This is a genomic window from Shouchella phoenicis, from assembly GCF_047238345.1.
In the GTDB taxonomy this organism is placed as follows: domain Bacteria; phylum Bacillota; class Bacilli; order Bacillales; family Bacillaceae_D; genus Shouchella.
On record NZ_JBDFMQ010000001.1, the window covers coordinates 2,402,828 to 2,426,456 of the forward strand.

A 23,629-nucleotide genomic window follows, 5' to 3' on the forward strand; every position below is an offset into this window, starting at 1 on the left:
CAGTTTATGTGTGCTCAATCGGTGTTGTGCCTGTATGAGTATAAGACACGCTTGCTTTTTTTACCTGTACTTGCTTCGTACATGAGTCAAACGATAATGGTGGTAAAAGTTCCCGTCTTCTCCCCTCATCCGTAAACCCCCCACGTCGATTCGTTTTTAAAAATAAGTGCTTAAATCCATTAAGCAAATCACAGAGCAGATCCTGTTGATAGTCTTTTAAGTAGGCATGCACATCTACTTTCGCACCTCTTACCACAGGCATTTGATCGACAAAAAGGTCAATTTGTAGGTTCTCAGGTAAACTTACATCGTATGCGAGCGATGTCGGTACCAAAAACGGTGGGAGGAGGACACTTGATAGATGAATATTTGTAGATGGATTTAACATCGTGACCAGTTGTTGTCCTCTAAAAAAACTGTCCATTTCTTCAAGCGTTGTAAAATGATCTTCTTGATCATTCACAATGAGAGCATGTGGATGAGCTGTTGCTTGGTCGACGAATTGAGCGATCTGGTAAACCGCTAGCGGGATGAATCCATGATGAAACAGGCAAAACTGCCCTCTAGCTAAATGGCGCCCCATTTCATAAGCATGACCTGGCTTATCGCTATTCGTTAGCCGGATATACGGCTGCTTCATTTGTTGAAATTGCCAGCATAGAACAGAACAATCCTCAACAACAACGGGGATCACTTCAATGGTTTCATTGCGTTGTAATTGAGCGATTGTGGTCACCATGCTCGGGTCGTATGACTGATCTAAATAGACAATGAAAGAGACTGGTTTTTCATCAAGCTCACTCCACCATTGTTCTCGACAATGATTTCGCTCCCCTTCGCTATAGCAGATCTCCGTCTCTACGATTGGTCGACTTGCTTCGCTAACATAGTAAGCCATTGCTTCTAACGCATCTCCTTGCATTCTTTGCATAGCGAGAGATAGCGTCTCCGTTCCTCTCGCGACATGGTTCTTTCTTGGCTTATTCATTTTTAATACATCAATGGCATAAGGCGAATTTACTTTTTTGGTTTTCTCTAGACAGATGCTAGTCGCGAGCACGGGATTCGCAAATGCACTCACACCCATCTTTTCTTTTAAAGAATGACTAATGGCATGGGGAATGGTTAATAGATTTTCTGCTCTTAAATCAGATCGTCCTTGCACTTCATTTAGAAAGTACCGTGCAGCAGAAATCGTATCCGCTTTTTCATAATGGGTAATCCAATCAATTGAGTTTATACTGGCATCCTCGCCCTGCTCAATCGCTTGAATAAACGGAAGATATTGCTCTGCTTTTATAACAATATCGGCGTCTGTCACTAAATAAATATCTGCATGAGCTTCCTTCAAACCAATCGCTCGACCAACATCGTTTCCAAGGGGGTATTGATAGTGGACCACTTTCGCTCCTTTAGACTGGGCAATCGCTGCGGTTTGATCTGTCGATCCGTTTACTACGACAATAAGTTCCTCCGGTTCTAGCCGATTGATTTCATCAAGCACACCCCCTAGTGTATCCTCTTCGTTCATTGCTGGAATAATCACCGCTAATCGGAACGAGCGATTTCGTTTCACCGGTCGCTGTTTTTCTGTATGCACTTGCTTTTGATACGCACGCTGATTTTTACGCTGAAAATATTGCATCTGTCAGCTCCTTTCTTCTTTTTTCATCATGATTAACATCGTTCTTTCATATGGTTATAGAAAAGCTAGTTGAGAGGACTGAACGCTATGTCATCATCCACTTCACGACTCACACCCGTACAGCTTCATCAACGGTTAATTCATGCAGAATCTGAAATTACACGATTAACGAAAGAGCTCAATCGCTATAAAAATGATTATCATTACAACATGATTGATGAATTACTAACGGAAAATGAAAGACTTCTTGAAGAGATTACTGCACTAAAGGAACAATTAGACCCTTCTGCTAAAAATGAGCCAGTGATTAAATCACATACACATCAGCCGACTCAGCAGAAAGAAACGTCTTCAAAGGTCACTGAAACAAGCCGAACGACACTTCCAGCAGATGAGTCCATCTTTTTTTCAAGCAAGGCAAAACTTCCTGATCAAGAGGAGCAAGATTCGCCTGAAACAGACGATCAAACGACTAACTGGTTTTCGCGAAGCATAAAATCACGTACCAAGAAGTAACCGATAGTGTGCAATCGTCTCAATTAACCCATCTTTCAGAGGTGTTTGAGCATGATGGTTTAACAACTGTTCCATTTTCTTGGTGCACGGTATACGTTTCTTCATGTCTTCAAAGCCACTTTCATAGACTTCTTTATAAGGGGTAAATCGGATCTCTGATTTACTATTTGTTAGGTCAATAATGAGTTTTGCAAGTTGTAAAATTGACACTTCATGAGCGGAACCAACGTTTATTACTTCACCGTTACACGTAGGGTCTACAGCAGATCGCGTCGCCGCTACAGTATCTTTCACATACGTAAAGCACCTTGACTGTAGCCCGTCACCATGTACGTACAGAGGGGTATTCCGCAAAGCAGCAGTAATGAAAATAGGAATAACCCCTCCATATAAACCTGACTTTGCCCGAGGTCCGTATGCATTGAAGTAACGTAAAATCGTAACTGGAAGCCCTTTTTTTGCTGCTGCTAAAAACATATGCTCTTCTAAAGCTTTTACCGTTGCATAGCACCAGCGATGTGTACTGGTTGCACCTAACAACCTGTCTCCATCTTCTTGATATGGAATGGCTTCACTTTTTCCGTATACTTCAGAAGTAGAGGCAAATACGACTTTTTTCTTAAATTTCACCGCTTTATTTAATACAACTTGAGCAGGGATTAAGTTACCCTTAATAATAAAATCAGGTTCTTCAACACAGCGCTTTACACTTAAAGAGGCGGCTAAATGAAAAACTACGTCTGCCCAATCAACCCACTTCTCCATTGTTTCCTCATCTTCTACCTTCCCATGGACGAAATTGAAATTCGCCGATCGCATGAACGGACTCACAACAGAGACCGTATCTTCTTGATCAATCACACAAACGTGAAAGCCTTCCGCTAGAAGCAGCTCTGTTAAGTGAGAGCCAATAAAACCAAGTCCTCCGGTCACTAAGATATTCATTCGTTTCCTCCTAAAGCGTAAAAAGATGCGGCGCGTTTCCATTTAGTCGATTTCTCGTATCAAAGATCGATTTGCTATGCTGCATAATAAAGTCGTAATCCAATTGATCATGATCGGTTAAAAGGACGACTAGATCAAATGACCCCAATCCTTCTTTCGTTAAATCAATCGAATGGTATAAACGATCGTTTAATGAGCAAGTTGATACCAACGGATCATAATAGGCAATACGACTGCCAGCTTGAATTAATTGTTCCGCTACAACAATTGATTTTGATTCCCTCACATCTTTGCTATTCTTTTTGTAGCTTAAGCCAATCAACAAGATGTCTTTTTGGTCAAGTGAGTGTAAGAGTGAACGGACTCGATTGACAATATATTCAGGCTGCTCATCATTAATCGCTTTAGCTAAATCAATAAAATGAGTCGGACTTCCTGCTTGATTTGCCTTCCATTTTAAATAAAGGGGATCAACAGGTATGCAGTGCCCTCCTACTCCCGGACCCGGTCGATATCCAGAAAAGCCATATGGCTTTGTTTCTACAGCTTGCAAAACCTCCCAAACGTCTACATCGAGTTCATTACATACCCGTGCCATTTCATTGACGAACGATAAATTAATAAAGCGTTGCGCATTTTCAACCATCTTCACTGCCTCGGCAGTTCGTGTTGAACTTACTGGGATTAGATCGTGAAACAATGTTTCATATAAACGCTTTACTTCAGCCAAACAATTGGAAGTTGTACCGCTAATTACTTTTGGCACATTCCTTAAATGGAACTGTTTATTTCCTGGGTCTAGTCGCTCCGGAGAGTAGCCGATAAAAATGGTCTCTCCTACTTCGAAGCCTCCCTGTTCAACAATGGGCACAACGATCTCTTCTGTAGTTCCAGGAAACGTAGAACTTTCTAAAACCAGTAGCTGCCCTTCTTGTAAAAATGGCAGCATTTGATTTAAAGCAATTTGTACATAACAAAGGTTTGGCGATCCTGTACTCGCTAAAGGAGTTGGAACACAGATAAGGATGACATCAACTTGACTGACTTCTTCATAATGAGTCGTTGCAAAAAAAGGCAAGCTCATCAACTCGACAATGGCTTCATCTGTCATTTCACTTAAATACGACTGACGCTGCTTTAATTGCGTAATTTTATTCTCATCATAATCAATGCCAATAACATCATGGCCTTTTTTACTGAATTCGAATGCTAAAGGTAGCCCTACAAACCCTAAACCAATAATGGCAATTTTTTGTTTCTTCATATTAAACTCCTTTATTCATTCTCCCTACACATTTGCCTATTGGTTTACACTATTCATTTGAAAACAAAAATGTTCAGCAAAACAAAAACCCACCCCATTCTATAGAATAGATTGGAGTGGGTTTTTTGATTACACTATGGTCTTTTTTTGCCACAACAGCCGGTGTTGTGCTTTTTATCTGATACAGGTTTCGCAACTGGCTTTTTTGTCACAAAGTAACCTTGAGGATTTTTTTTGTACTGCATCTTATTCTCTCCTTATATAGAAAGTATGGCTCGATGTATTCTATGCAGATTAAAGAAAGTTTGTTTAAGGTTTCAAAATAAGCCGCACATATTTAGACAATAGTCATAATATACAGTAGTCCGAACGCCTTTAGTTGCTTTATTCATTTTCCACAAGCTGACTAACGGTTAAAATTAAAAGGAGGTCCCTCCATGAGTCACGACCATGAAAAACACAATGTTTGCATCAGTGTTCCTAAAGTATTTGATTGGGTAACACGTCAAGTTGATTTACCAACACTTAGTTTCAGAGAGCCAGAATTGTCAACGCTCTTCCCAGATTGCACAGGTCCAACACCGGGACCAGGCTCTTTATGCGCATTACTACAAGCATTCCCAAATTACCAAACCGTTTGTCGTGTACTAGAAAATTCTCTTTTGACAAACGAAGTTACAAATCCTTTCGGTCGTACGGAAGTAGAAGTTACGCTACCGAATGGCGAAGATGTTTGCTTGGAGAAAGTAAAAGTACTAGCGAAAGGATTAATTGAAGTTGATATTTTAGATGAGCTTGGGAACCTTATCTGCACTTCTGATCCAATCGATTTTGCAACGATTCAAACATTTTATCTTTGCGCACCTGAAGGAACATCTGTAGATGCATTTATTTCTGCAGGTCAATGTGATGCAGAAGTTGTTTGCGATACAAACTTCTCACAACTAGACATTTCCTTCTCATTCTGTCTAGATGTACACGTCTTCGCAGATGTTCGCTTAGAAATTGAAGCAGCATACTGCAAACCAAGACATGAGTTTCCTGTTTCTGATGTCATTTGCAGCGAAAATAAATTCCCACCACAATGCCCAGTTGTTTTCCCTGGCAAAGGGTTCGGGAAAAAATCAACTGTAAAATAAACAGGATGGAAGTCGCACCTAATCGTGCGGCTTTTTGCGTTGTCTTGTCTAACGGATGTGTAGCTTTCTCTTCTTAAATCCATTGCTATCTCATAGAATAAACGAAAGCTATCAAAAAGTGAGGCGGTTCAATTGACAGAAGAGCGAAGCAACACACAAGATAAAAAAATGATTCAATTAAACCAAAAACTTCTTCATTACCGTTCTGAAGTTGTTAAGCAAGATCGTATTCTTGCTGATCAGCACAAACGACTACTTGATCAAGATGAAGTTATTCATGAACTAACTGCGCGCATAGAAGAGTTGGCGAACAATCCTGCTATTGCCGTCCAAGAAGAAGTAGCTGAGCCTATACAAAGTGAAGCGAATCATGAAGCAGAAGAAGCCAATCAACCCACAATCCAAATCGATTCTTATTTTACTTACGCGATTATGGCACCTTTTGAAACAAAGGATGACGAGCCATTTGTTATCAAAGGACATATGGTCATTGAAAATCGCAGTTCTACTTCCTTTATTAATCCAGTTATTTGTTTAAGTTTTAACAAACCAGCGCTTGCAAATTTGTCTGGACGCATTGAGCGCTCAAAAACAAATTTAAATCAATATTCGGTTTCTAGAGATGGCGTGACCGACACGTGGAAATTTGTAGAAGAGAAGGACGATAAGCAAGCGAAAGAAACAGGCCAATTCTGGCTAACACCTCCAATTGATGAAATTCCTGCACAGTCAACAATTACATTCTCAGATTTTGAAATTATTATTCCGACACAAGCTCAGGACACATCGCTTTCTTTACAAGTATCAGGATATGTTTATGGAGCTGAACTGCCAGAAGGAAAAGCTTCCTTAAATACGATTACGCTTACAGTATCATGAACATTTTATTGCTAAAGACGCCCTATGGTGGCATTTACAGCGATTTTGAGCGTTCTCTAACAAAAGGGCTGAGACAACATTGTACGGTAGTTGATGAATCTTACAATCGATTAAAAAATAACCGCTTAGTTTCGTTTTGCAGCCAACACCATATTGATTGGATCATTACGTTCAATGGCTATTTTTTTTCGGAAGATGAAAAAGAGCTTTTTTGCGCTGGTCGTCTTCCACCATTAGCAGTCTGGCTAACCGAAGACCCATATTATGTTTCAGCTTCTATGGATATTCTTTTGATTGCGACAAAAGCTTGGTCCGTTGATACCGCTGCCGTTGACTTCTACCGTCAACAGTATCAGTACGATCATGTGGATTTTTTGCCTCTCGGTTTTGAAGAGGATTGGTTTTATCCTGCAGAAAGCTCACCAATGTATGACCTTGTGTTTGTAGGCTATCCATATGAAAATCGAGTGAAATGGTTACATGCTATCGCGCAAAACATCGACTTCACTTTAGCGATTGTGGGTCCGTGGCGTCCAGATCAATGTCCGCCCAACGTTTATCATAAAGCAACCTGGCTTGCCCCTAGAGAAATAGGGGAGTTCTATCGACAAGCAAAGATTGTCTTAAATAGTTACCGTACGGCCCATGACGGAATTAAGGCAATCAGTATTAATAATCGAACATTTGACATTGCCGCTTCTCAAGCGTGCCAACTAAGCGAGTACCGTGAAGGGATTGAGACATTTTTTCCGAATCAAGAAATCGCCACGTTCACCGATACTCCACAGTTGCTTCATTCCGTGCAAGCTCTCCTAAACGATTCAGATTTAAGAAAAGACCATGCATATAGCAGCCGACAGCGGGCTCATGGCCATCGTTTTTATGATCGGGCATGTACCATATACAAAGAGCTGGAATCTATGTAATATCCGATTCCAGCTCTTTTTGTTTTGCTTCACATAATTCTTGTATTTTTTTATATAAAGCTTCTCCGGTAGTCGGTTCCACTAGCCAGCCAGCATGGTTTGTTTGAATGGCTTCTGCTTGAGCCCCTAAGTTAAACGCCAGAACAGGATAACCTAGTAAGATCGCTTCATGAGTTGTATACGAAAACGTCTCTGGAATAATAGAAGGAATGCAAATGAGATCAATGGCGTCCTCTAAAAGAAGTTCTGCAAGATTTTCATTCTCATATGTTCCTCTTTCGTGAATGATTCGTTTTTCCGTAAGCGCTGGCGCCAGACTCCCATAAGAATAAATCGTGAGCGGCAAAGACGTAGGAGCCTGTTCAATTCTATTCAACAAATCAAGCATAACCGCTTCTCCTTTATGTTGGTAAATCGTTCCTAACACAGCTAAATGCAGTGTTTGCTTACGCCGATTTGGCTGTTTTTTTACACTTTTTTTTATGGAGGGAAGTGGATGAGGTTGAACAGCAATTGATAACGCAGGAAAGTATGTAAGATAAGCTTGTTTTGTAAATTCACTTGGTGCAATGACCGCAGAAGCCCGTTGCAAAAGCTGTTTGAATGTCGCTCGCCACGCTTCAACCGTGTGTGGTGGTGGTCCAAACCTATGTAACCGTTTCGATTTATGTTGGTTTTCTAAACAACGCTGACAAACGAGTGGGTCTTTCTCCATTCCACAATAGCGATTGTGATCATTTAAAAAGAAAACGGCTGGACAGACGCCATAATAATCATGCAAATAAACATCATAAGTTGCCGATAGTCCTTCTAGTAATCCTTGAATTTCTTTTATACCAAACCCCCACACGTGATGAACTTCTATGTGCTCGATCGGGAGCTGACGCAGTCGATGAATAACGGTTTTCATCGACGAATAGCGTTCTTTTTTTGATTGAAACAGAAGCCAGTATCCTCGCGCAAGCGGTATACAGTCTATCGTAAACGTATGTTTCCGCGTTTTTAGGAATTGGCTAACACCGCCTCCTCCATTATGATGGATCAAGAGTGTATACATTAGAGACGCCTGCTGGCAGCTTCAAAAATCGCTGCGCCATATGCAATACTGAGGCAAAGAAAGACAGGGAAAAAGAAAGCAGGTAACGTGATAAATCCTACAAAAAAGCAAACAGCCACCCATACGCTTGTGCACCAATAACACGAAAGAAGCGATCCAATAAATTTGCGTAAGCCTCTTCCTTTTGGATAAGCATAGAGTGAATCTCCTTCTTCTTTTAACTCAATAAATGGTTGTCGAAACCATTCCATGATCTCATCCGTCACTAGAAGACGCGTCATTCTTCCGGTTGCCATAATTAAGATCATCCATTCAAACCAAGTCATCCTCATCCCTCCTATCCAACCATTCTATGAATGGCTTCAACTAAATATGAAGAGACAAGAATGTCACACAAAAAAGAGCGCCCTCCGGACGCCCTTCCTGTCTAAACTAACGATAATGTGCTATAACCACCATCAACATGAATCATTTCGCCAGTGATTCCACGAGCCAAATCACTTACTAAGAATAATGCTGTATCGCCAACTTCTTCTTGCGTTGTCGTTTTTCGTAACGGTGCTTTTTCTTCGATTTCTCTTAAAACATCATTAAAACCGCCAATTCCTTTAGCCGCTAATGTACGAATCGGACCAGCAGAAATAGCGTTTACACGAATGCCTTCTTTCCCTAAATCATTCGCTAAATACTTCACACTTGCATCTAATGCCGCTTTTGCAACACCCATGACATTGTAGTTCTTCACTACTCGTTCGCCACCTAAATACGTCATTGTAATCACACTGCCACCTTCCGTCATAAGCGGACGGGCAGCTTTACAAACAGCCGTTAACGAGTAAGCACTAATATTCTGTGCCATTAAGTAACCTTCACGCGTTACATTCAAGTACTCGCCTTCTAATTCTTCTTTATTAGCAAAGGCAATACAGTGCGCAACACCGTGAATTGTCCCTACTTGTTCTTTGATTTGTGCAAATGTCGCATCAATTTCGTCATCACTCGTTATGTCACAAGGCAACACAAGATGCTCTCCACTAAGGGATTCAGCAAGCGTACGAACGTTTTTCTCTAACCGCTCACCAGCGTATGTAAAAATAATTTTTGCCCCTGCTTCATCTAATGATCGAGCAATTGCCCACGCAATGCTTCGTTTATTCGCAACACCCATTACAACATACGTACGGCCTGTTAATTCAATTGATTTCATCGGAATCATCCTCCATTTTTATTATCAGGTACTAATAGTTTATCACATTTTTAGACACGCAACTAGCTTACGTCTAAAAAATCCCCTATTAATCTTCTTTCATCGCCTTCATATATATATCCCAGCTGCTCGGAAGTTCACTTTGAATGATCTTTTTTTCATTCGTCAGTGGTTGCGTAAAACGTAGTTGAAAACAATGAAGCGCCTGATGTGTAAATATACGCTGGTCTCCTCCGTATAACCCATCGCCTATGATTGGGTATCCACTCGTTTTAAGATGAACACGAATTTGATGAGTCCGCCCAGTTTCCAGTTTTAAATGGACGAGGCTCCATTTACCGTTCGTCGCGATGCGTTTGTAATGGGTAACGGCAGGCTTTCCATCATCACGCACTTCTCGTTCAATAATGCTTGTCTGTTTCCTTCCAATCGGAGCTGAAATCGTTCCTTGCCTTGGGGGTGCACCTGTTACCAATGCTGCGTAAGATCGATTTAATTCCCCTTGCTTCTGTGCTTTCGAAAGCAAATCATGGGCATAACGGTGTTTGGCAACAAGCAACAATCCGCTCGTTCCCCGGTCCAAACGGTTGACAGCATGGAACGTAGCATGAATCCCGTTTTCATGATAATAATACATAATGGCATTTGCTAGTGTATGATCGGGATGATCCTTTGAAGGGATTGTCGCAACATGTGCTGGTTTATGAACAACAAGCACATCCGTGTCTTCATAATAAATTTGGAATGTCCCTTTTTGCGGCTTTAAAGATGGACTTACCTCTTCAACAGGTAAAAAGATCCGAACTTCATCTCCTTCTTTAAGTTCAGCCCTCACGCTAACGGATTGATCGTTAACATAAAGTCCTCCACCTTGAAATTTAATGGCGGAAAGAAGGCGCTTTGAGAGATTCTTTCGTTCACGTAAAAAAGCGCGCAGTGAGAGAGTGTGCTCACTTTTTTGTACGCGCCAAATAAATTGTGTTCTACTCACTAATAAACGACTCCTTCACTCGCTTCCAGAAAGGGAATGGTCGAAAGCGAGCAAACCGAACTTTTTCTTCTGCAACACGGCATTGAACAGTATCTACATTTTCTTCATAAATAGGAACATTAAAATGATCGATTGTCACTTGAACAGAGACATCGTTTAATAGCTTAAGTAAACACGTATGATGTTGTGGTAAGACGAGCGGTGAACCGAGCGTACGGTAAACCCGATTGTTAATTGAAGCCATTTCAGACAGCTGGATTGACGCAAGTGATGGGTGTAAAATGGCTCCACCTAGCGCCTTGTTATAGGCTGTGCTTCCAGATGGCGTGGACATACACAAGCCATCCCCTCTAAACGTCTCAAACGCTTCTCCTTTTATTTCTACATTACAAACGAGAGATCCTTCTGAACTTTTGATCGTTGACTCATTTAATGCTAAATAACGTCGAGAAGCTCGTCCGTCTCGATAACGAATAACAACTTCTAATAAAGGGTATTCCACAATTTGATATGGTGTTTTAATAATATGTGTCACTAAATGATCTGCTTCTTCAGGAACCCAATCCGCGTAAAAACCTAAATGACCTGTATGTATACCAACAAAAGCCGTTTCTTCCAAACGGTGTGCGTATAAGTGAAACGCTTCGAGTAATGTGCCATCCCCACCGACTGTAATGACAATGTCTGGCGCCTCATGGTCAAGAGTCAAATCTGCTTTTAACAGCTTTTCTTTCATGGATTCGCACAATTCATTCGAGAGGTGATCCCCTCTCGAAGCAACTGTAAATTTCAAGCCATTCGCCCCCTGTTTTACCCTCTATTTTGTCGCTGTTTAGCCGTAATGATACGTTGGGCTTCTTGTACTTCATCACGTATAATCGACATTTCTTCATCTAGCCAAAACGCTGCTTCCGATGCACGCTGCAGCCTCATATTAATATCATCAGGAATTTCACCACTATATTTATATCGTAATGAATGCTCAATGGTTGCCCAAAAGTTCATTGACATCGTTCGGATTTGCAGCTCAACAATCACATGCTCGCTCCCTTTTATCGTGTGCACTGGATAACGTAGCATCATATGGTAGGAGCGATACCCGCTTGGTTTTTTTTCTTTAACATAGTCTCGTTCTGAAACAATCTCAAAATCGGTCCGTGATCGTATTAAATCAATGACTTTATCAATATCTTCTACAAATTGCGTGACGATGCGAACACCACCAATATCTTGCATATCATCTAAGCGGTCAAGCGGGATTTGCTTTCGTTCTGCCTTATTCAAGATGCTCGATATCGGTTTGACACGACCTGTAACAAACTCAATTGGTGTATGAAGCGATGTTTTTTGATACTGTTCACGTATCCCTTTAAATTTCACTTTAAGCTCGTCTACTGCCTGTTTATAGGGCGTTAAAAAAGAATCCCAATCCACTTTTATCACCTACTTTTTGCTATTCAAACACAGCCTTAACGGTTTGTTCGAACGCTTCTCCATAGTTTCCATTTCCTTTGATATTTTCTAGCAGAAAGGACATTTCTTCATTAAATTCAGCTAGCGTTAGCCGGGTCATCTCATTTAACTTAAGAAAATAAGTCGTTCCTTTGTTAAAACCCTCTTTTAGCTGTGGCCAAACCTGCTCATTAAAACGAATTCCATAAAAACCTTCTTGATCTTCAATTATATAAATAAAAGCAAATTCATCTGAATCCACAAGAATTCGTTCTCCATCTTTCATTTCTTTTCCAAGTCGTTCATCTAGCTCTTGCTTTAAATATACCGTTGCAACTTCCTCGTCTACTTCAACAGCCTTTACATGTAAATAATTCATCCAAAACCTCCAACTTGCCTCTTTTTCCGATTTTATTTTATCATAAAAAGGATCTAAAACACACACGATGAGAGAATGGATCATGAAGGAGCGAACATTATGACAACTGAAATGGAATACGAGGCAAAATCCCTTTTAACAAAAGAAGAATATACAACCTTACAACAATGGTTCGGTAAAAAGAACGCTGTTACGCAAACGAATGACTACTACGATACAGAAGCGTTCATGTTAAAGCAGCAAACTGCAGCTTTACGCGTTCGTACAAAAGAACAAAAAGCTACGCTCACATTAAAGCAGCAAACGGAGGAAGGCATGGTCGAAACACATCAATCGATACATGCAGAAGAATTGGCATTACTAAAGAAAGGCACCCTTCCTGAAGGTGCCGTAAAAACAGCGATTGAAGCGTTGTTAGGAAACGCCTCTTCTTTTCATCACTATGGGCAATTAACAACCCATCGCTCGACTTATTCGTATAAAAAAGGAATGATTTGCCTTGACCATAGTGTATACAATGATCGAGAAGATTTTGAAATTGAATATGAAGGAACGTCTATGACACAAGCAAGAACTGTTCTGTTTGAACTTTTACACGAACAACAAATTGAGTATAAAGCAGCTAAAAACAAAGTCGCTCGATTCTTTGCGTCTTCTCCTTACCTTTCATAAGACAACGTTTGATTTTACAGCTGCTTAAATGTCTGTAATACTCTTGGCACATACGCCTGCGTTTCTTTAAATGGAGGAATGCCGCCATATTTATCAACATTTCCCGGGCCAGCATTATACGCCGCCAGCGCTAAAGAGACATCTCCATTGTAACGGGTTAACATATCTTTAATATAGCGCACACCACCACGTATATTCTGCTCGGGATCAAAGATAGACGTAACACCTAGCCCCCGTGCCGTCCCAGGCATAAGCTGCATTAATCCACTTGCTCCTGCCGAACTAACCGCATTCTCATTAAAATTTGATTCATGTTTAATAATTGCTAACGTTAAATTCGGATCCACTTGATGTTCTTTCGAAATTCGTTCAATTAGCGGTAAATAAGGTTGAGCGTTAGCATCGCTGACCGTTTTAAGCGAAGAAGCTTGGTTCGATGTTGGGTACACCGTTTCAACATTTGCTTGATTCGTTTCATTTGGCTGTATCATTTGTTGACCATTTAAAAACGGCATTAAAAACGGCATTGGCAGTCCAGACGTTTGAGACGTAAGCGTTTGCTGCATGGCTTTTAGTAAAAAGGAATCAAAATCCTGTTGGTGTGTTTGGCTAGGTTGATTAAAAGAAGCTTGCGCATGAATGGTTGTTTCTGGCCAGAATTGAATTGTCACTTGCTTCACCTGCTCCCGTAATCATTTTCTTTATTGTACAAGGATCGCTAATTTTAGACAATATAGATTACCCTATTTATCTATTCTAAAACACATGATTTGCCCAACTTCTTAATCGTTGCTACAATAGATGTATGGTATTGAATTAAAAGGAGCGAAGGTAAAGGTGTCTGACCAAGAAAATCAGCGTCCATTCGTTTTAATTGGTGGTGAAGAAACACTCGACCACCTCGTTGAAGCGTTTTACGATTACGTTAAACAGCATAGCGATCTACAACATTTATTTCCTGATGATTTAACAGAGACCAAAGACAAGCAAAAAAAATTCTTAACGCAGTTCTTTGGTGGTCCTCAATTATACACTGAGGAGTTCGGTCACCCTAGGCTTCGAGCACGACATATGCCTTTTGTCATTACCCCTATCCAAGCTGAGGCTTGGCTGTCCTGTATGGAACAGGCGATGGACGACGTGCATTTATCCGGTGACATTCGTGATTTTATGATGCAGCGCCTTACACTTACTGCACATCATATGGTCAATCACGCTTCAACACCAAGATAAAAGAAAGGAGTTGTACCATGAACCTTAAACGTCATTCCTTTGAAGAATGTAACCAAGAACTGGGTATTTGTGGCATCTCCGACTCACGCGAACGATTGCCATTAAAAAAACCGATTGAAATTTATCTTTTTATCGACCCACTTTGTCAAGAGTGTTGGTCAATGGAACCAATTATAAAGAAGTTGCAAATTGAGTATGGTCATTATTTTAAAGTCCGCATTTTACTAGCCGGTAAACTTTCACATTGGAATGCTTTTGACCGTTCTCTTAAGAAGAGAAACCAACGAGAGCAAACACTTGATCCAACGATGTGCTGTGCTGGAAACGTTGAACTAAATAAAATGGACCTTCACCCATATAATGCGTTTATGGCAGTAAAAGCCGCTGAACTACAAGGCCCACGTGCAGGACTTCGCTTTCTAAGAAAGCTACGTGAAGCATTGTTTCTAAAGAAATGCAACGTAACTGATGAAGCAATTTTAAAAGAATGTTCACAGGAAGCTGGACTTGATGAAGATGTCTTTTTAGCAGACCTTCATTCAGCTACGGCAACGAAAGCACTTCAATGTGATATTCAAACAACGTCTGAAATGGATGTTGAATCTGTTCCAAGCCTTGTTTTTTTTAACGGAAATTCCGAGGAAGCTGGCATCAAAATCTCTGGAAGTTACCCGTATCATATTTATGAACAATTGCTCGAAGACATGTTGGGGCATAAACCAGAACGAGCGTCTCACCCTCAGCTAGAAGCATTTTTATGCCATTACGGCTTTCTAGCAACGTCAGAAATTGCGACTGTGCTTGATAAAAGTCCAGAGGAAGTAGAGCGATCGTTAAAAACCTTGATGTTGCAACAAAAAGTAGAAGCTGTTCCATTTAAATATGGAACGTTTTGGAAGTGGATAGCATAAGAAAAGCGACGCCCCCCGGTTACGGAGGCGTCGCTCTTTATTTTTTCAAAAGGAATGTGACATGCAAAATCTATCTTAACGTATAATGAAAGAAGAAAGCAAGTAGAACCTTCAACGTCATGTGACAGTTCTTTTACATATAAGGGGTGTATCACCATTGAAGAAGAGTGTTTTTCTTATACGTTTTGCCATTTTGCTCATCGCATTTTGCCTTTATTTACTGAGTTTGCTGCACCTATTCCCAATTTGGCTTGCCGCACCATTGTTGTTTTTTGCTAGCTATTATTTCTTTAAACCTACCCAAAAAAAACATCGTTTTAAAGGCTACCGATCACGTGGTTAGCCTCACTGCTCAAGCAACTGCTCTAGTTCGTGAAGCGTTTCTTCAAACCGCTTCATGGTTGCTTGCACAGGTTCGGCAGACGTCATATCTACTCCTGCTTTATTTAATAAGTTAATTGGAAAATCAGTTATGCCTGACTTTAAAAATGAAACAAATCGCTCGGCAGCTGGTTCTCCTTCCGTTAAAATTTGTTCCGAAACCGCAACAGCCGCACTAAAACCAGTCGCATATTGATACACATAATAATTCATGAAGAAATGCGGAATTCTTGCCCATTCATAAGCAATCCAATCATCTGTGACAACATCTGGCCCATAGTATTTTTCGTTAAGAGCCTTATAAGCTTCTGCTAATGAATCTTTTGTCACGCCTGACCCTTCTTCATGTTTCGTGTGTAGGATATGTTCAAATTCAGCAAACATGGTTTGCCTAAACACTGTTGTTCGAATGCTTTCAAGCAATTGGTTAAGCAAGTAAATCTTTTTTTGTTTCTCTTGCTCTTTCTGCATTAAATATCGATGAAGCAACAACTCATTTAACGTTGATGCTACTTCAGCTAGAAAAATCGTATAGTGTCCATAGACTGGAGGTTGCGTGCTCCTAGTATAATAGCTATGAACACTATGCCCAAATTCGTGCGCTAAGGTTGATAAACTACTATGCGTATCTTGCCAGTTCATTAAAATAAATGGCTTTGTCGCATAGCTCCCTCCAGAATACGCACCACTATCTTTCCCTTTATTTTCATAAACATCCACCCACCGCTCGTTTAAACCTTTTTGCACAATCGATACATATTCTTCTCCGAGGGGCGCAAGTGAAGCAAGCATAGTTTCTTTTGCTTCCTCGTATGTATACGTTAATTCAGCATCTTTTACGATTGGTGTATAAACATCATACATATGAAGTTTTTCGAGTTGAAGCTGGTTTTTCCGCAACTTCATATAACGATGAAGCAAAGGGAGATGCTCATTTACAGTATCTACAAGTTGATCATACACTCGTTCTGGAATAAAGGTTTCGTTCAAAGCTGCTTCTCTTGCATTGCGATAACCTCTCATTCTTGCTTCAAAATGCTTAGCCTTCACTTCTCCACTTAATAGAGAGCCAATTGTATGGCTGAATTGTTCATACGTTTGATAAAATGATTTGTACGTTTGCTTTCGAATCGACTGATTAGGATGTGCCATCAACGTTAAAAAACGGCCTGATGTCACAGCGATTTCCTCGTCTTTCTCACCTTGAATAGGCGGATACGTTAGATCTGCATTTGTTAATAGGGAATACGTATGACTTGAAGCGTGGAAAGGCTCTTTAAGACGGGAAAGCAAAGCTTCTTCATGGTCTGATAAAATATGGTCCTTGCGATGTTCAATGAACGAAAAATACGCTTCATATTTCTCCAGTGGTTCATATTGCTCTACATACGTTTTTAATGTTTCCGAATCAAGGCCCACAATTTCCGGTTCAAGAAAAGCGGTCTTCTCTTGAAAGGATATATAAAGTTGCATTGCTTTTTCACTACGTTCTTGCATCGTAGCGTTTGTTTTATCAACATCGCTATAGTGACGTGCATAAGCGAGAATCTTAGATGCCTTCACTTCCAGTTCATAATAATTCTCAAGCGATTGATACAAGGTCGACGCTGATTCCGTCACCTTTCCCTTAAATGATTGATACATATCTGATTCAGCTTGTACTTCAGTACAGGCTTCACTCCATTCCTCAACCGTTGTAAAAATCGACTCTAAATCCCAAGTGGATGCTTCAGGAATTTCATCGCGCTTTAAAATGTTGTCGTTTGACATTCTTTGACCCCCTAATTGTTATTTTTTCATTATAACAATTATTTAAAATTACCGCATGTTTCAGACCACTTTTTCAAGAGTCCTATCTTTTCTTCATTAATGTCCACAGCATTTGAAATCCGTTCATAAATGGAATCCCTTTGTCGTTTTAAATATCCAAACGAAATGAGTAACTCTATATATTGCGAAACGATAAGGAACTGTACTGTTTCAGGTGTACATCGCGTCCTTACACGCCATTGATATCGATCGTACATGAATTGGAATTGGTTTAGGATTACCGTTAGTGAAAAGGTTTGATGGAGTGGAAATTTCTCAAGACCTTCAAAAATAAAAAAAGTTTGCCATTCATAAGGAGAAGGAAGGAAGTACAGTTGTGCTGGAAGAGACCAGCCAACAATTGGAGGTGTTTGCTGACGTTGCATTTGTAGATAATATGTTAGTAAATAAGGAAACTGCAGAAGCGTTCGTGTTGAAGCTTTTTTTCGAAAAGTATCGTATCCCCCCTCGATAGCTGTTAAATGACTAGGTCGAGGAAAAAAGAAACTTGCTGGTGAGAGTTGTTCCATTTTTATAAAATGGCAGTTTGCCAAGATAAGGTTTTTGTGTATGCTGATCAAATTTGTAAGGAGGCAGAAGGTTTGAATGTTGGGGTCAAAATAGTAGAGGTATCGCTGTTGATTGTTCGTAAAAATCGCATAATATTCATATTCCTGAAGCCGAAACATACTAGCACCAAGACGTTTTAATCGGTTTGAACCTAAGACCCAAATCGGCTTTAATCGTTGAGTGTGATAATCATCGTTTCGCTTTACGATTTGTTCTACACTGATGACAGAGCATTGGTATTCAATAACAAATTGATTGGCTTCTATTAAAATGTCTGGACGCTGTTTTGTTTGAGGTAAGTACGATTCGAGTTTTGTTTGCGGGTAGCTTTTCTGAAAAAAGGTGTAAAGCATCTTTTTTCCTCGTTCATGTAAGACTGTCTCCTTGCCTGCTTTTCCTGTACACGATGTTGACACGCGATGGGCAAAGTGCCAGCTCCGTTTATTCCCTAACTTGATTACAACTTCACGATCGCAAGCAGGACAAAAGAATAACTCCTTTTCTCTTTTTAATACCCAATACTGTTCGGAATAAGCTCGGCTAATATAAATCGATTCATTCGCTCGATTACGTGCAATAAACAAATGATCCCTCCTCGCTAGCTCTTTCTTCCATACATTCTTGTATGTAGCACCAAACTCCTGCAAAAAAAGACAAAAAAAGAACGCCCGCAGACGTCCTTATTAAAACGCTGTCTTAATCACATCTAGTGCATTGTCAACAGCAATTTCTTTTCCGTATTCTTTTAATCGATGAATCGTCAATTCTGACTCATACCCATATTCAAGCATTCGGCTCAACAAGTTATCTTGTTCATCCTCCGTGTAGTGATCATTACTGAAATGGATGTGCAAGAAGTAACGCCCTTCATAGTGGTACAAACTATTCGGCACATGATCAGGCTGAACAGAGTGGCTCAATGAAATGACATCTTCCAGTTCTCTAAAGCCAATAATAATTTCAAGCTGATCATACTGAGAATCCACTTGTTTATTTATCTCATCAAGATCGACGTCTTTTTCTTCCAAGTCGTCTTCTTTAACTGGAATTTCAAGCTTCATATTCCCATCAGAAATTTGGCCACGTGTCACGAGAATTTCTAAGCCTTTGTCGTGTGCATGAACTTGAATCCACAATGGACCGTCAAGTTCAAAATCATCACGATCGCTTGCTTCATTCATCATGTCATAAAAGAGTTCTTCTCCTCGTTCACGATTATACCAGATCTCATCACGTTCGAAACCACGTTCCTCAATATCTTTATACGTAATAAAAAATCGAATCGTTGACTCGTTTACGCGTTCAATCTCCATTCTCGCTCCCCCTCCTAACGGATAATGGTTGTTCAACTCAAGAAGTGAGCAGATCCTCTATCTCTATTGTATGATAGATACGAAAAAAATGAAATGAATCTGCATCTTTTCGGCGAGATTATTGATTTATAATTTTCTCTTATTTATTTTTAAAAGTCAAGAAAAAACCTTCTGTGTTCTACAGAAGGTTTTAATTAACAAGACGTTGTGCTTCTTGAAGTTGGAATGTACGAACCTTCCGTGGCAAAAAGCGACGAATCTCCGCATCGTTATAACCAACCTGAAGACGCTTTTCGTCGAATATTATCGGTCTACGTAACAAACCAGGGTTATCACTGATTATTGTAAACAACTTTTGTAGTGGAAGAGATTCCAGTTCAACATCCAGCTCTTGAAAAACTTTCGAGCGGGTTGAAATAATTTCGTCTGTTCCATCTTCTGTCATACGTACAACATGCTTAACTTCTTCTACAGAGAGTGGTGCTGCAAAAATATTCCGCTCTTCGAAAGGAATATTGTGCTCTTCTAACCATGCTTTTGCTTTTCTACAAGATGTACAACTAGGGGATGTTAGTAGTGTGACCATCTTATTGAATCTCTCCTTTACATAAGTAATCAAATTAGATTTATATTCTATTTGCATCCGTTCACTTAATCACATTTCTTATTATACAAGTTTGTCTAATAGTTGTATAGGGTTGAACCGTAAAACTTATACAAAGATTAAACAAAAATATGTGAAAGACTACAACTATAGGTATAAGTACCCTGTACGATTCTTTTTTAAACCTATAAAGCGAAACAATTTATTTACATATCCCTAAGTGCATCCATTTTACAAGGATGGTAACGGCAATTTTTATTAAATGGCGACGACTTCTACGGCCACCTGAAGCAAAGAAAATACCGGGAGCGCAAGTACATTCGGATGTCGCCTCGATTTTTTCGAACCGATCGAGTTATGAAATTCATACATGTAAGAAATTAAATCAATTCGACAGAACTTTATTCTCCTGCCAACAACCAAAAAACTCTTTCTATAAAGCGCCACGCGCTTATAGAAAGAGTTTTTTATTATGCACTACATTTTTTTGATTGAGGATAAGGGTGATCATTTAAGCGACGTTTTCGAAATCGACCAAAACGTTTTTTTAATAAATCTTCCCAAATACGTCGTTTCTTTTTATTTTTTTGCTTTTTCTTTTTATGCACCACAAACACCACCTTTTTTAAGGTTTAACTGGTTTGCTTTGTTCATCATACGTTAACACTTTATTTACGGGTTCATAGGATTCTCCGTACAAATGTTCATCCTTGTACGTGTGAATCGTTTCATACGTATGTTTCATTTGCTCATATATCGTATTTTCATCATCGTTCTCTGGTGACCAAAAAAGAATTTCTAGTTCATTTACTTCATTTGTCGCTAGAGAACGCCGACGATAGCCAATGGATTTCGCGTGAGTAAACCCTTCTCTCTCATAAAACCGTTGCCGTTTTTCTGTGTCGGTATCTTCATAATCAACTGGTTCTACCTCAAGTATAATCGGCTTTTGCTTTTTTTTCAATTGGTCCAGTAGTTTTTTCCCTAACCCTTCACCTCGAGCATGACTAGACACAAATAAATAATCAACAAAAACAAACTCATCTGTCTCAACATACATCAAGACGTGTTTATCACTTTCATCTTTGTGATACACATCTCCTTTTTCCCTTAACAACAATTTCATGTGTTCCTCAGATTTCATTTCTTCAATTGGAAAATACTCTGCAAGCTTATCATACCATGTTTTCATATTCATTCCTCCTTGTCTTTTCACTTATTATACCGTTATTTTACAAAAAGCAAACCTGTTTCCGCTAGTGTACCCAAACAGATGAAAATCATTTCATGCAAAAAACCGATCGTTTGGTTTTGCACCAATCGACCGGCTTTATGTGTTTTATGGGTTAACGTAGTCAACGCCTTCTGTATACGTGTTGCTTGCGTTCCATAGTAAAAACTCATGAATATCATTATCGTATAGCGCTTGAATTTGCGCTTCAATTTCATTCACACCGTAATTGGTGTAATTTCCTGCACCTAGGTAGCTAGCAGTAAAATCTTGTAACCACGGTCTTTGCGTAGGTTTTTCATCGCCTAACTCATCAAGAACATCATTTTCTAACTGTGAATACTCATCCATTACTTCATAAGGATATAGATCTGGTTTATCAATATCTCCAATGGAAAATGGTCCCCAGTGACTCGGATACGGCATAGAAGAAATAACATCTACGTTTCTAGAAATTTTTACGAAATCTTGTCCAACGTTTTCTTCAAATCCACGTGCTGCTGCTCCAAAGATATCAACAGATACATCAACATCATATGGTTGTAGCTCTTCACGCGCGTATCCAACGAAATCAGCTACAGCGTCAATTCTGCTATCGACTGTATCGCCTTCTCCATCATCGTAATTCCCTAAACCGTAAGTTAAACTTTCAGAGCGATTTAAGAATCCTTCCGGGAAACGAACATAGTCAAATTGCACGTCTCTAAAGCCCATTTTCGCAGCTTCTTTCGCAACTTCAACATTATAATCCCATACTTCTTCTAAGAACGGATTCACAAATGCATCGCCGTTACGGTTTTTCCATAATTCGCCGTTACTCTCTCTAAACGACAACTCTGGCTTTAAATCTGCAAGAACAGAATCTTTAAAGACAACGATACGAGCAATTGGATAAATTTCATTTTCTTCAAGCACTGACATCATTTCCGCTGGATCATCAATATAGTTTTTAGCAATATCATAAAAAGGGGAGTCTTCATCAGGCATATACGTAATATTTCCGGTATCATCTTTAATATCAATAACCATTGAATTAATATCTGTTTCATTAACAAAATCAACTAATGTATCAAGTCTTGAACCGCCTGCTGAATGAGCGGTTAGGAAGATTCCCCTTACGCCATCTTCTGGATAATCAAAATGGTAACCAGATTGATATACAAAACGTGCAGATGAAGAAGGGATTTCAAATCCATTATTTTCGTTTGCAACTTTTTGCGAATGCATGAGCGCTACACCTGAGTCAGCCTTTGCTTCTGTAGTCGTCGCCGCTAAAAGCAGAGCAGATCCTAATGCTCCAGCACCGATGGTAAAGAATGTTCGTTTCATAAATGTGTTCATACTTACACTCCCCGTATTTTATCGTTAATCTTCGTCCCGAGCGTCCCAGTCCTCTTCTAGCTCTAACTCTTTTAGAAGCTGTCTTCGCTTATGCTCAAGCTGATCTTTCTGCACAGCAAATTGTTCTTTGTTGAAAAGCCATTGTTTACCGTCATAGACACCCTTAACATTTCCTAAAAGAAGCTGTTCTTTTATGTACGATTCCGTAAGTCCTAAATAGGTGGACAATTGATCTAACGTAATATACAAATAACGAGCCTCCTCGACATAAAGTATAACGTTCTTAATTCATTATTGCTATCAAAAAGCTAGAAAAAATTCTAATTTTTTTCAAGAAGCTTCCTTTTTTCCCAAATTGCATCTAACGACAGACTCATGCTATGCATTCACACAAAAAAAGCATGTTCACGACAAGTGTGAGCACGCTTCGTGTTCGTACTATTAAACACCAACAGGTAAAACGTGGTGTAAAATAAGAAAAAAATGAAAGACGGAACCAGCGATAACAAATAAATGCCAAACCGCGTGGTGGTAACGAAAGCCTCTCCACATGTAAAAGATCGTACCAATTGAATAAAACAACCCACCAATCACCAAATACCATAAACCAGTTGTGGATAACGCATTAAAGATTGGACCAATGGCTATCATCGCTAGCCAGCCCATCGCTAAATAAATGAGCGTGGAGATAAATAAGAATTTCTTCACAAAGAAAATTTTAAATATCGTTCCACCAATCGCAAGGCCCCAGACAATACCGAACATCGTCCATCCTAACGCGCCTTCTATTAAAATGAGCGCAATCGGTGTATACGTTCCGGCAATAAATACATAAATCGCTGCATGATCCAAAATTTCAAATACGTCCTTTGCTTTTCCAGGGGGAAAGCTATGAACCATAGTAGAGGAAACATAAAGAAGTAGCATGCTCACACCATAGATCGTGAAGGTTACAACATGCCAAGCTGTACCATACAAACTCGAGTACACAATAAGTAGAGTTAAAGCTGCTATACTAAGCAACGTCCCAATTCCATGTGTAACCGCGTTTGCAACTTCTTCTCGTTTCGTAAAAATATGCGTTTCCGCCAATTAAACCTCTCCTTTACAAACGCTTTAAACCATTATAGCATAGGTAATTAAAACTGCATATTGCATAGAAGG

Annotated in this window: 28 protein-coding genes; 8 read left to right on the forward strand and 20 right to left on the reverse strand. The window is 39.7% G+C overall.

Going from position 1 to position 23,629, the window contains the following annotated elements; all coding sequences use genetic code 11:
- Positions 1 to 4: 4 nt before the first annotated feature.
- Complete coding sequence (locus ABC361_RS12930) at positions 5 to 1,645, reverse strand: glycosyltransferase (protein WP_413074337.1); 1,641 nt, start codon at positions 1,643 to 1,645, stop codon at positions 5 to 7.
- Positions 1,646 to 1,732: 87 nt separating this feature from the next.
- On the opposite strand from ABC361_RS12930, the gene ABC361_RS12935 reads away from it, so the two are divergent.
- A complete protein-coding gene (locus tag ABC361_RS12935) occupies positions 1,733 to 2,161 on the forward strand; it encodes a hypothetical protein (RefSeq protein ID WP_413074338.1) in 429 nt (142 codons plus the stop codon).
- Here ABC361_RS12935 and ABC361_RS12940 read toward each other — a convergent pair.
- Complete coding sequence (locus ABC361_RS12940; RefSeq protein ID WP_413074339.1) at positions 2,144 to 3,106, reverse strand: NAD-dependent epimerase/dehydratase family protein; 963 nt, start codon at positions 3,104 to 3,106, stop codon at positions 2,144 to 2,146. The genes ABC361_RS12935 and ABC361_RS12940 overlap by 18 nt on opposite strands.
- Positions 3,107 to 3,116: 10 nt before the next feature.
- Positions 3,117 to 4,370, reverse strand: coding sequence for a nucleotide sugar dehydrogenase (locus ABC361_RS12945; protein WP_413074340.1), 1,254 nt, complete (start codon positions 4,368 to 4,370; stop codon positions 3,117 to 3,119).
- A gap of 437 nt (positions 4,371 to 4,807) precedes the next feature.
- Here ABC361_RS12945 and ABC361_RS12950 point away from each other — a divergent pair, with 437 nt between their 5' ends.
- The 3 genes from ABC361_RS12950 to ABC361_RS12960 all read left to right on the forward strand — a co-directional run bounded on the left by ABC361_RS12950 (position 4,808) and on the right by ABC361_RS12960 (position 7,314).
- Positions 4,808 to 5,509: a BMQ_0737 family morphogenetic spore coat protein gene (locus ABC361_RS12950; RefSeq protein ID WP_099301291.1), complete on the forward strand. Its 702-nt coding sequence runs from the start codon at positions 4,808 to 4,810 to the stop codon at positions 5,507 to 5,509.
- A 132-nt stretch (positions 5,510 to 5,641) separates the two neighbouring features.
- A complete protein-coding gene (locus tag ABC361_RS12955) occupies positions 5,642 to 6,388 on the forward strand; it encodes a hypothetical protein (protein WP_413074341.1) in 747 nt (248 codons plus the stop codon).
- Positions 6,385 to 7,314 carry a CgeB family protein gene (locus tag ABC361_RS12960; RefSeq protein ID WP_413074342.1) on the forward strand — a complete coding sequence of 310 codons (930 nt, stop codon included), beginning with the start codon at positions 6,385 to 6,387 and terminating at the stop codon, positions 7,312 to 7,314. The genes ABC361_RS12955 and ABC361_RS12960 overlap by 4 nt, the downstream gene beginning before the upstream one ends.
- Here the strand turns inward: ABC361_RS12960 and ABC361_RS12965 are convergent.
- The 7 genes from ABC361_RS12965 to ABC361_RS12995 all read right to left on the reverse strand — a co-directional run bounded on the left by ABC361_RS12965 (position 7,307) and on the right by ABC361_RS12995 (position 12,400).
- Entirely contained in the window at positions 7,307 to 8,371 is a 1,065-nt protein-coding gene (locus tag ABC361_RS12965) for a glycosyltransferase (RefSeq protein WP_413074343.1), read from the reverse strand. The genes ABC361_RS12960 and ABC361_RS12965 overlap by 8 nt on opposite strands.
- Entirely contained in the window at positions 8,371 to 8,697 is a 327-nt protein-coding gene (locus tag ABC361_RS12970; protein WP_413074344.1) for a DUF1360 domain-containing protein, read from the reverse strand. The genes ABC361_RS12965 and ABC361_RS12970 overlap by 1 nt, the downstream gene beginning before the upstream one ends.
- Before the next feature lie 101 nt (positions 8,698 to 8,798).
- Positions 8,799 to 9,578, reverse strand: a complete 780-nt coding sequence (fabI, locus tag ABC361_RS12975) for an enoyl-ACP reductase FabI (protein WP_413074345.1) — start codon at positions 9,576 to 9,578, stop codon at positions 8,799 to 8,801.
- 88 nt (positions 9,579 to 9,666) lie between these two features.
- On the reverse strand, positions 9,667 to 10,569 hold the full coding sequence (locus ABC361_RS12980) for an RluA family pseudouridine synthase (protein ID WP_413074346.1): 903 nt from the start codon (positions 10,567 to 10,569) through the stop codon (positions 9,667 to 9,669).
- A complete protein-coding gene (locus tag ABC361_RS12985) occupies positions 10,562 to 11,362 on the reverse strand; it encodes an NAD kinase (protein WP_413074347.1) in 801 nt (266 codons plus the stop codon). Before ABC361_RS12985 ends, ABC361_RS12980 begins: the two co-directional genes overlap by 8 nt.
- A 17-nt stretch (positions 11,363 to 11,379) precedes the next feature.
- The gene (gene yjbM / locus ABC361_RS12990) at positions 11,380 to 12,003 is read right to left on the reverse strand and encodes a GTP diphosphokinase (protein ID WP_099301299.1); all 624 of its coding nucleotides are present in this window, start codon (positions 12,001 to 12,003) and stop codon (positions 11,380 to 11,382) included.
- Positions 12,004 to 12,022: 19 nt separating this feature from the next.
- Entirely contained in the window at positions 12,023 to 12,400 is a 378-nt protein-coding gene (locus ABC361_RS12995) for a UPF0738 family protein (RefSeq protein WP_413074348.1), read from the reverse strand.
- 99 nt (positions 12,401 to 12,499) lie between these two features.
- Here ABC361_RS12995 and ABC361_RS13000 point away from each other — a divergent pair, with 99 nt between their 5' ends.
- Positions 12,500 to 13,072, forward strand: a complete 573-nt coding sequence (locus ABC361_RS13000; RefSeq protein WP_413074349.1) for a CYTH domain-containing protein — start codon at positions 12,500 to 12,502, stop codon at positions 13,070 to 13,072.
- A 14-nt stretch (positions 13,073 to 13,086) separates the two neighbouring features.
- Here ABC361_RS13000 and ABC361_RS13005 read toward each other — a convergent pair whose 3' ends face one another.
- Positions 13,087 to 13,743, reverse strand: coding sequence for a lytic transglycosylase domain-containing protein (locus ABC361_RS13005; protein ID WP_413074350.1), 657 nt, complete (start codon positions 13,741 to 13,743; stop codon positions 13,087 to 13,089).
- Positions 13,744 to 13,909: 166 nt separating this feature from the next.
- Here ABC361_RS13005 and ABC361_RS13010 point away from each other — a divergent pair, with 166 nt between their 5' ends.
- The 3 genes from ABC361_RS13010 (at position 13,910) to ABC361_RS21520 (ending at position 15,559) form a co-directional block, all read left to right on the forward strand.
- Complete coding sequence (locus ABC361_RS13010) at positions 13,910 to 14,305, forward strand: globin domain-containing protein (RefSeq protein WP_413074351.1); 396 nt, start codon at positions 13,910 to 13,912, stop codon at positions 14,303 to 14,305.
- Between the two features lie 17 nt (positions 14,306 to 14,322).
- Positions 14,323 to 15,216 (forward strand): ClpXP adapter SpxH family protein, encoded by an 894-nt coding sequence (locus tag ABC361_RS13015; RefSeq protein WP_413074352.1) that lies wholly within the window; start codon positions 14,323 to 14,325, stop codon positions 15,214 to 15,216.
- A 121-nt stretch (positions 15,217 to 15,337) separates the two neighbouring features.
- A complete protein-coding gene (locus tag ABC361_RS21520; RefSeq protein WP_488199663.1) occupies positions 15,338 to 15,559 on the forward strand; it encodes a hypothetical protein in 222 nt (73 codons plus the stop codon).
- 2 nt (positions 15,560 to 15,561) lie between these two features.
- On the opposite strand, the gene pepF is transcribed toward ABC361_RS21520, so the two are convergent.
- The 9 genes from pepF to trhA all read right to left on the reverse strand — a co-directional run bounded on the left by pepF (position 15,562) and on the right by trhA (position 23,557).
- Complete coding sequence (gene pepF, locus ABC361_RS13020) at positions 15,562 to 17,367, reverse strand: oligoendopeptidase F (RefSeq protein WP_413074353.1); 1,806 nt, start codon at positions 17,365 to 17,367, stop codon at positions 15,562 to 15,564.
- Between the two features lie 38 nt (positions 17,368 to 17,405).
- Positions 17,406 to 18,560: a competence protein CoiA gene (locus ABC361_RS13025; protein WP_413074354.1), complete on the reverse strand. Its 1,155-nt coding sequence runs from the start codon at positions 18,558 to 18,560 to the stop codon at positions 17,406 to 17,408.
- Between the two features lie 99 nt (positions 18,561 to 18,659).
- Positions 18,660 to 19,289: an adaptor protein MecA gene (gene mecA, locus ABC361_RS13030; protein ID WP_413074355.1), complete on the reverse strand. Its 630-nt coding sequence runs from the start codon at positions 19,287 to 19,289 to the stop codon at positions 18,660 to 18,662.
- 190 nt (positions 19,290 to 19,479) lie between these two features.
- Positions 19,480 to 19,875, reverse strand: coding sequence for a transcriptional regulator SpxA (spxA, locus tag ABC361_RS13035; protein WP_099301308.1), 396 nt, complete (start codon positions 19,873 to 19,875; stop codon positions 19,480 to 19,482).
- Between the two features lie 488 nt (positions 19,876 to 20,363).
- Positions 20,364 to 20,501, reverse strand: a complete 138-nt coding sequence (locus ABC361_RS13040) for a hypothetical protein (RefSeq protein ID WP_413074356.1) — start codon at positions 20,499 to 20,501, stop codon at positions 20,364 to 20,366.
- 17 nt (positions 20,502 to 20,518) lie between these two features.
- Positions 20,519 to 21,085 carry a GNAT family N-acetyltransferase gene (locus ABC361_RS13045; RefSeq protein WP_413074357.1) on the reverse strand — a complete coding sequence of 189 codons (567 nt, stop codon included), beginning with the start codon at positions 21,083 to 21,085 and terminating at the stop codon, positions 20,519 to 20,521.
- Positions 21,086 to 21,232: 147 nt separating this feature from the next.
- Positions 21,233 to 22,465: a putative glycoside hydrolase gene (locus tag ABC361_RS13050; protein ID WP_413074358.1), complete on the reverse strand. Its 1,233-nt coding sequence runs from the start codon at positions 22,463 to 22,465 to the stop codon at positions 21,233 to 21,235.
- Positions 22,466 to 22,489: 24 nt separating this feature from the next.
- Positions 22,490 to 22,714: a hypothetical protein gene (locus ABC361_RS13055; protein ID WP_413074359.1), complete on the reverse strand. Its 225-nt coding sequence runs from the start codon at positions 22,712 to 22,714 to the stop codon at positions 22,490 to 22,492.
- A gap of 192 nt (positions 22,715 to 22,906) precedes the next feature.
- A complete protein-coding gene (trhA, locus tag ABC361_RS13060; protein WP_413074360.1) occupies positions 22,907 to 23,557 on the reverse strand; it encodes a PAQR family membrane homeostasis protein TrhA in 651 nt (216 codons plus the stop codon).
- Positions 23,558 to 23,629 lie beyond the last annotated feature (72 nt).

Coding starts and splice junctions, on each gene's coding strand:
- ABC361_RS13000 (WP_413074349.1), top strand. CDS start 12,500: ATGACAACTGAAATGGAATACGAGGCAAAATCCCTTTTAACAAAAGAA.
- ABC361_RS13050 (WP_413074358.1), bottom strand. CDS start 22,465: ATGAACACATTTATGAAACGAACATTCTTTACCATCGGTGCTGGAGCA.
- ABC361_RS12960 (WP_413074342.1), top strand. CDS start 6,385: ATGAACATTTTATTGCTAAAGACGCCCTATGGTGGCATTTACAGCGAT.
- ABC361_RS12950 (WP_099301291.1), top strand. CDS start 4,808: ATGAGTCACGACCATGAAAAACACAATGTTTGCATCAGTGTTCCTAAA.
- mecA (WP_413074355.1), bottom strand. CDS start 19,289: ATGGAGATTGAACGCGTAAACGAGTCAACGATTCGATTTTTTATTACG.
- ABC361_RS12940 (WP_413074339.1), bottom strand. CDS start 3,106: ATGAATATCTTAGTGACCGGAGGACTTGGTTTTATTGGCTCTCACTTA.
- ABC361_RS13045 (WP_413074357.1), bottom strand. CDS start 21,085: ATGAAAACATGGTATGATAAGCTTGCAGAGTATTTTCCAATTGAAGAA.
- ABC361_RS12970 (WP_413074344.1), bottom strand. CDS start 8,697: ATGACTTGGTTTGAATGGATGATCTTAATTATGGCAACCGGAAGAATG.
- ABC361_RS12945 (WP_413074340.1), bottom strand. CDS start 4,370: ATGAAGAAACAAAAAATTGCCATTATTGGTTTAGGGTTTGTAGGGCTA.
- fabI (WP_413074345.1), bottom strand. CDS start 9,578: ATGAAATCAATTGAATTAACAGGCCGTACGTATGTTGTAATGGGTGTT.
- ABC361_RS13015 (WP_413074352.1), top strand. CDS start 14,323: ATGAACCTTAAACGTCATTCCTTTGAAGAATGTAACCAAGAACTGGGT.
- ABC361_RS12995 (WP_413074348.1), bottom strand. CDS start 12,400: ATGAATTATTTACATGTAAAGGCTGTTGAAGTAGACGAGGAAGTTGCA.
- ABC361_RS12965 (WP_413074343.1), bottom strand. CDS start 8,371: ATGTATACACTCTTGATCCATCATAATGGAGGAGGCGGTGTTAGCCAA.
- pepF (WP_413074353.1), bottom strand. CDS start 17,367: ATGTCAAACGACAACATTTTAAAGCGCGATGAAATTCCTGAAGCATCC.
- ABC361_RS12935 (WP_413074338.1), top strand. CDS start 1,733: ATGTCATCATCCACTTCACGACTCACACCCGTACAGCTTCATCAACGG.
- spxA (WP_099301308.1), bottom strand. CDS start 19,875: ATGGTCACACTACTAACATCCCCTAGTTGTACATCTTGTAGAAAAGCA.
- ABC361_RS12930 (WP_413074337.1), bottom strand. CDS start 1,645: ATGCAATATTTTCAGCGTAAAAATCAGCGTGCGTATCAAAAGCAAGTG.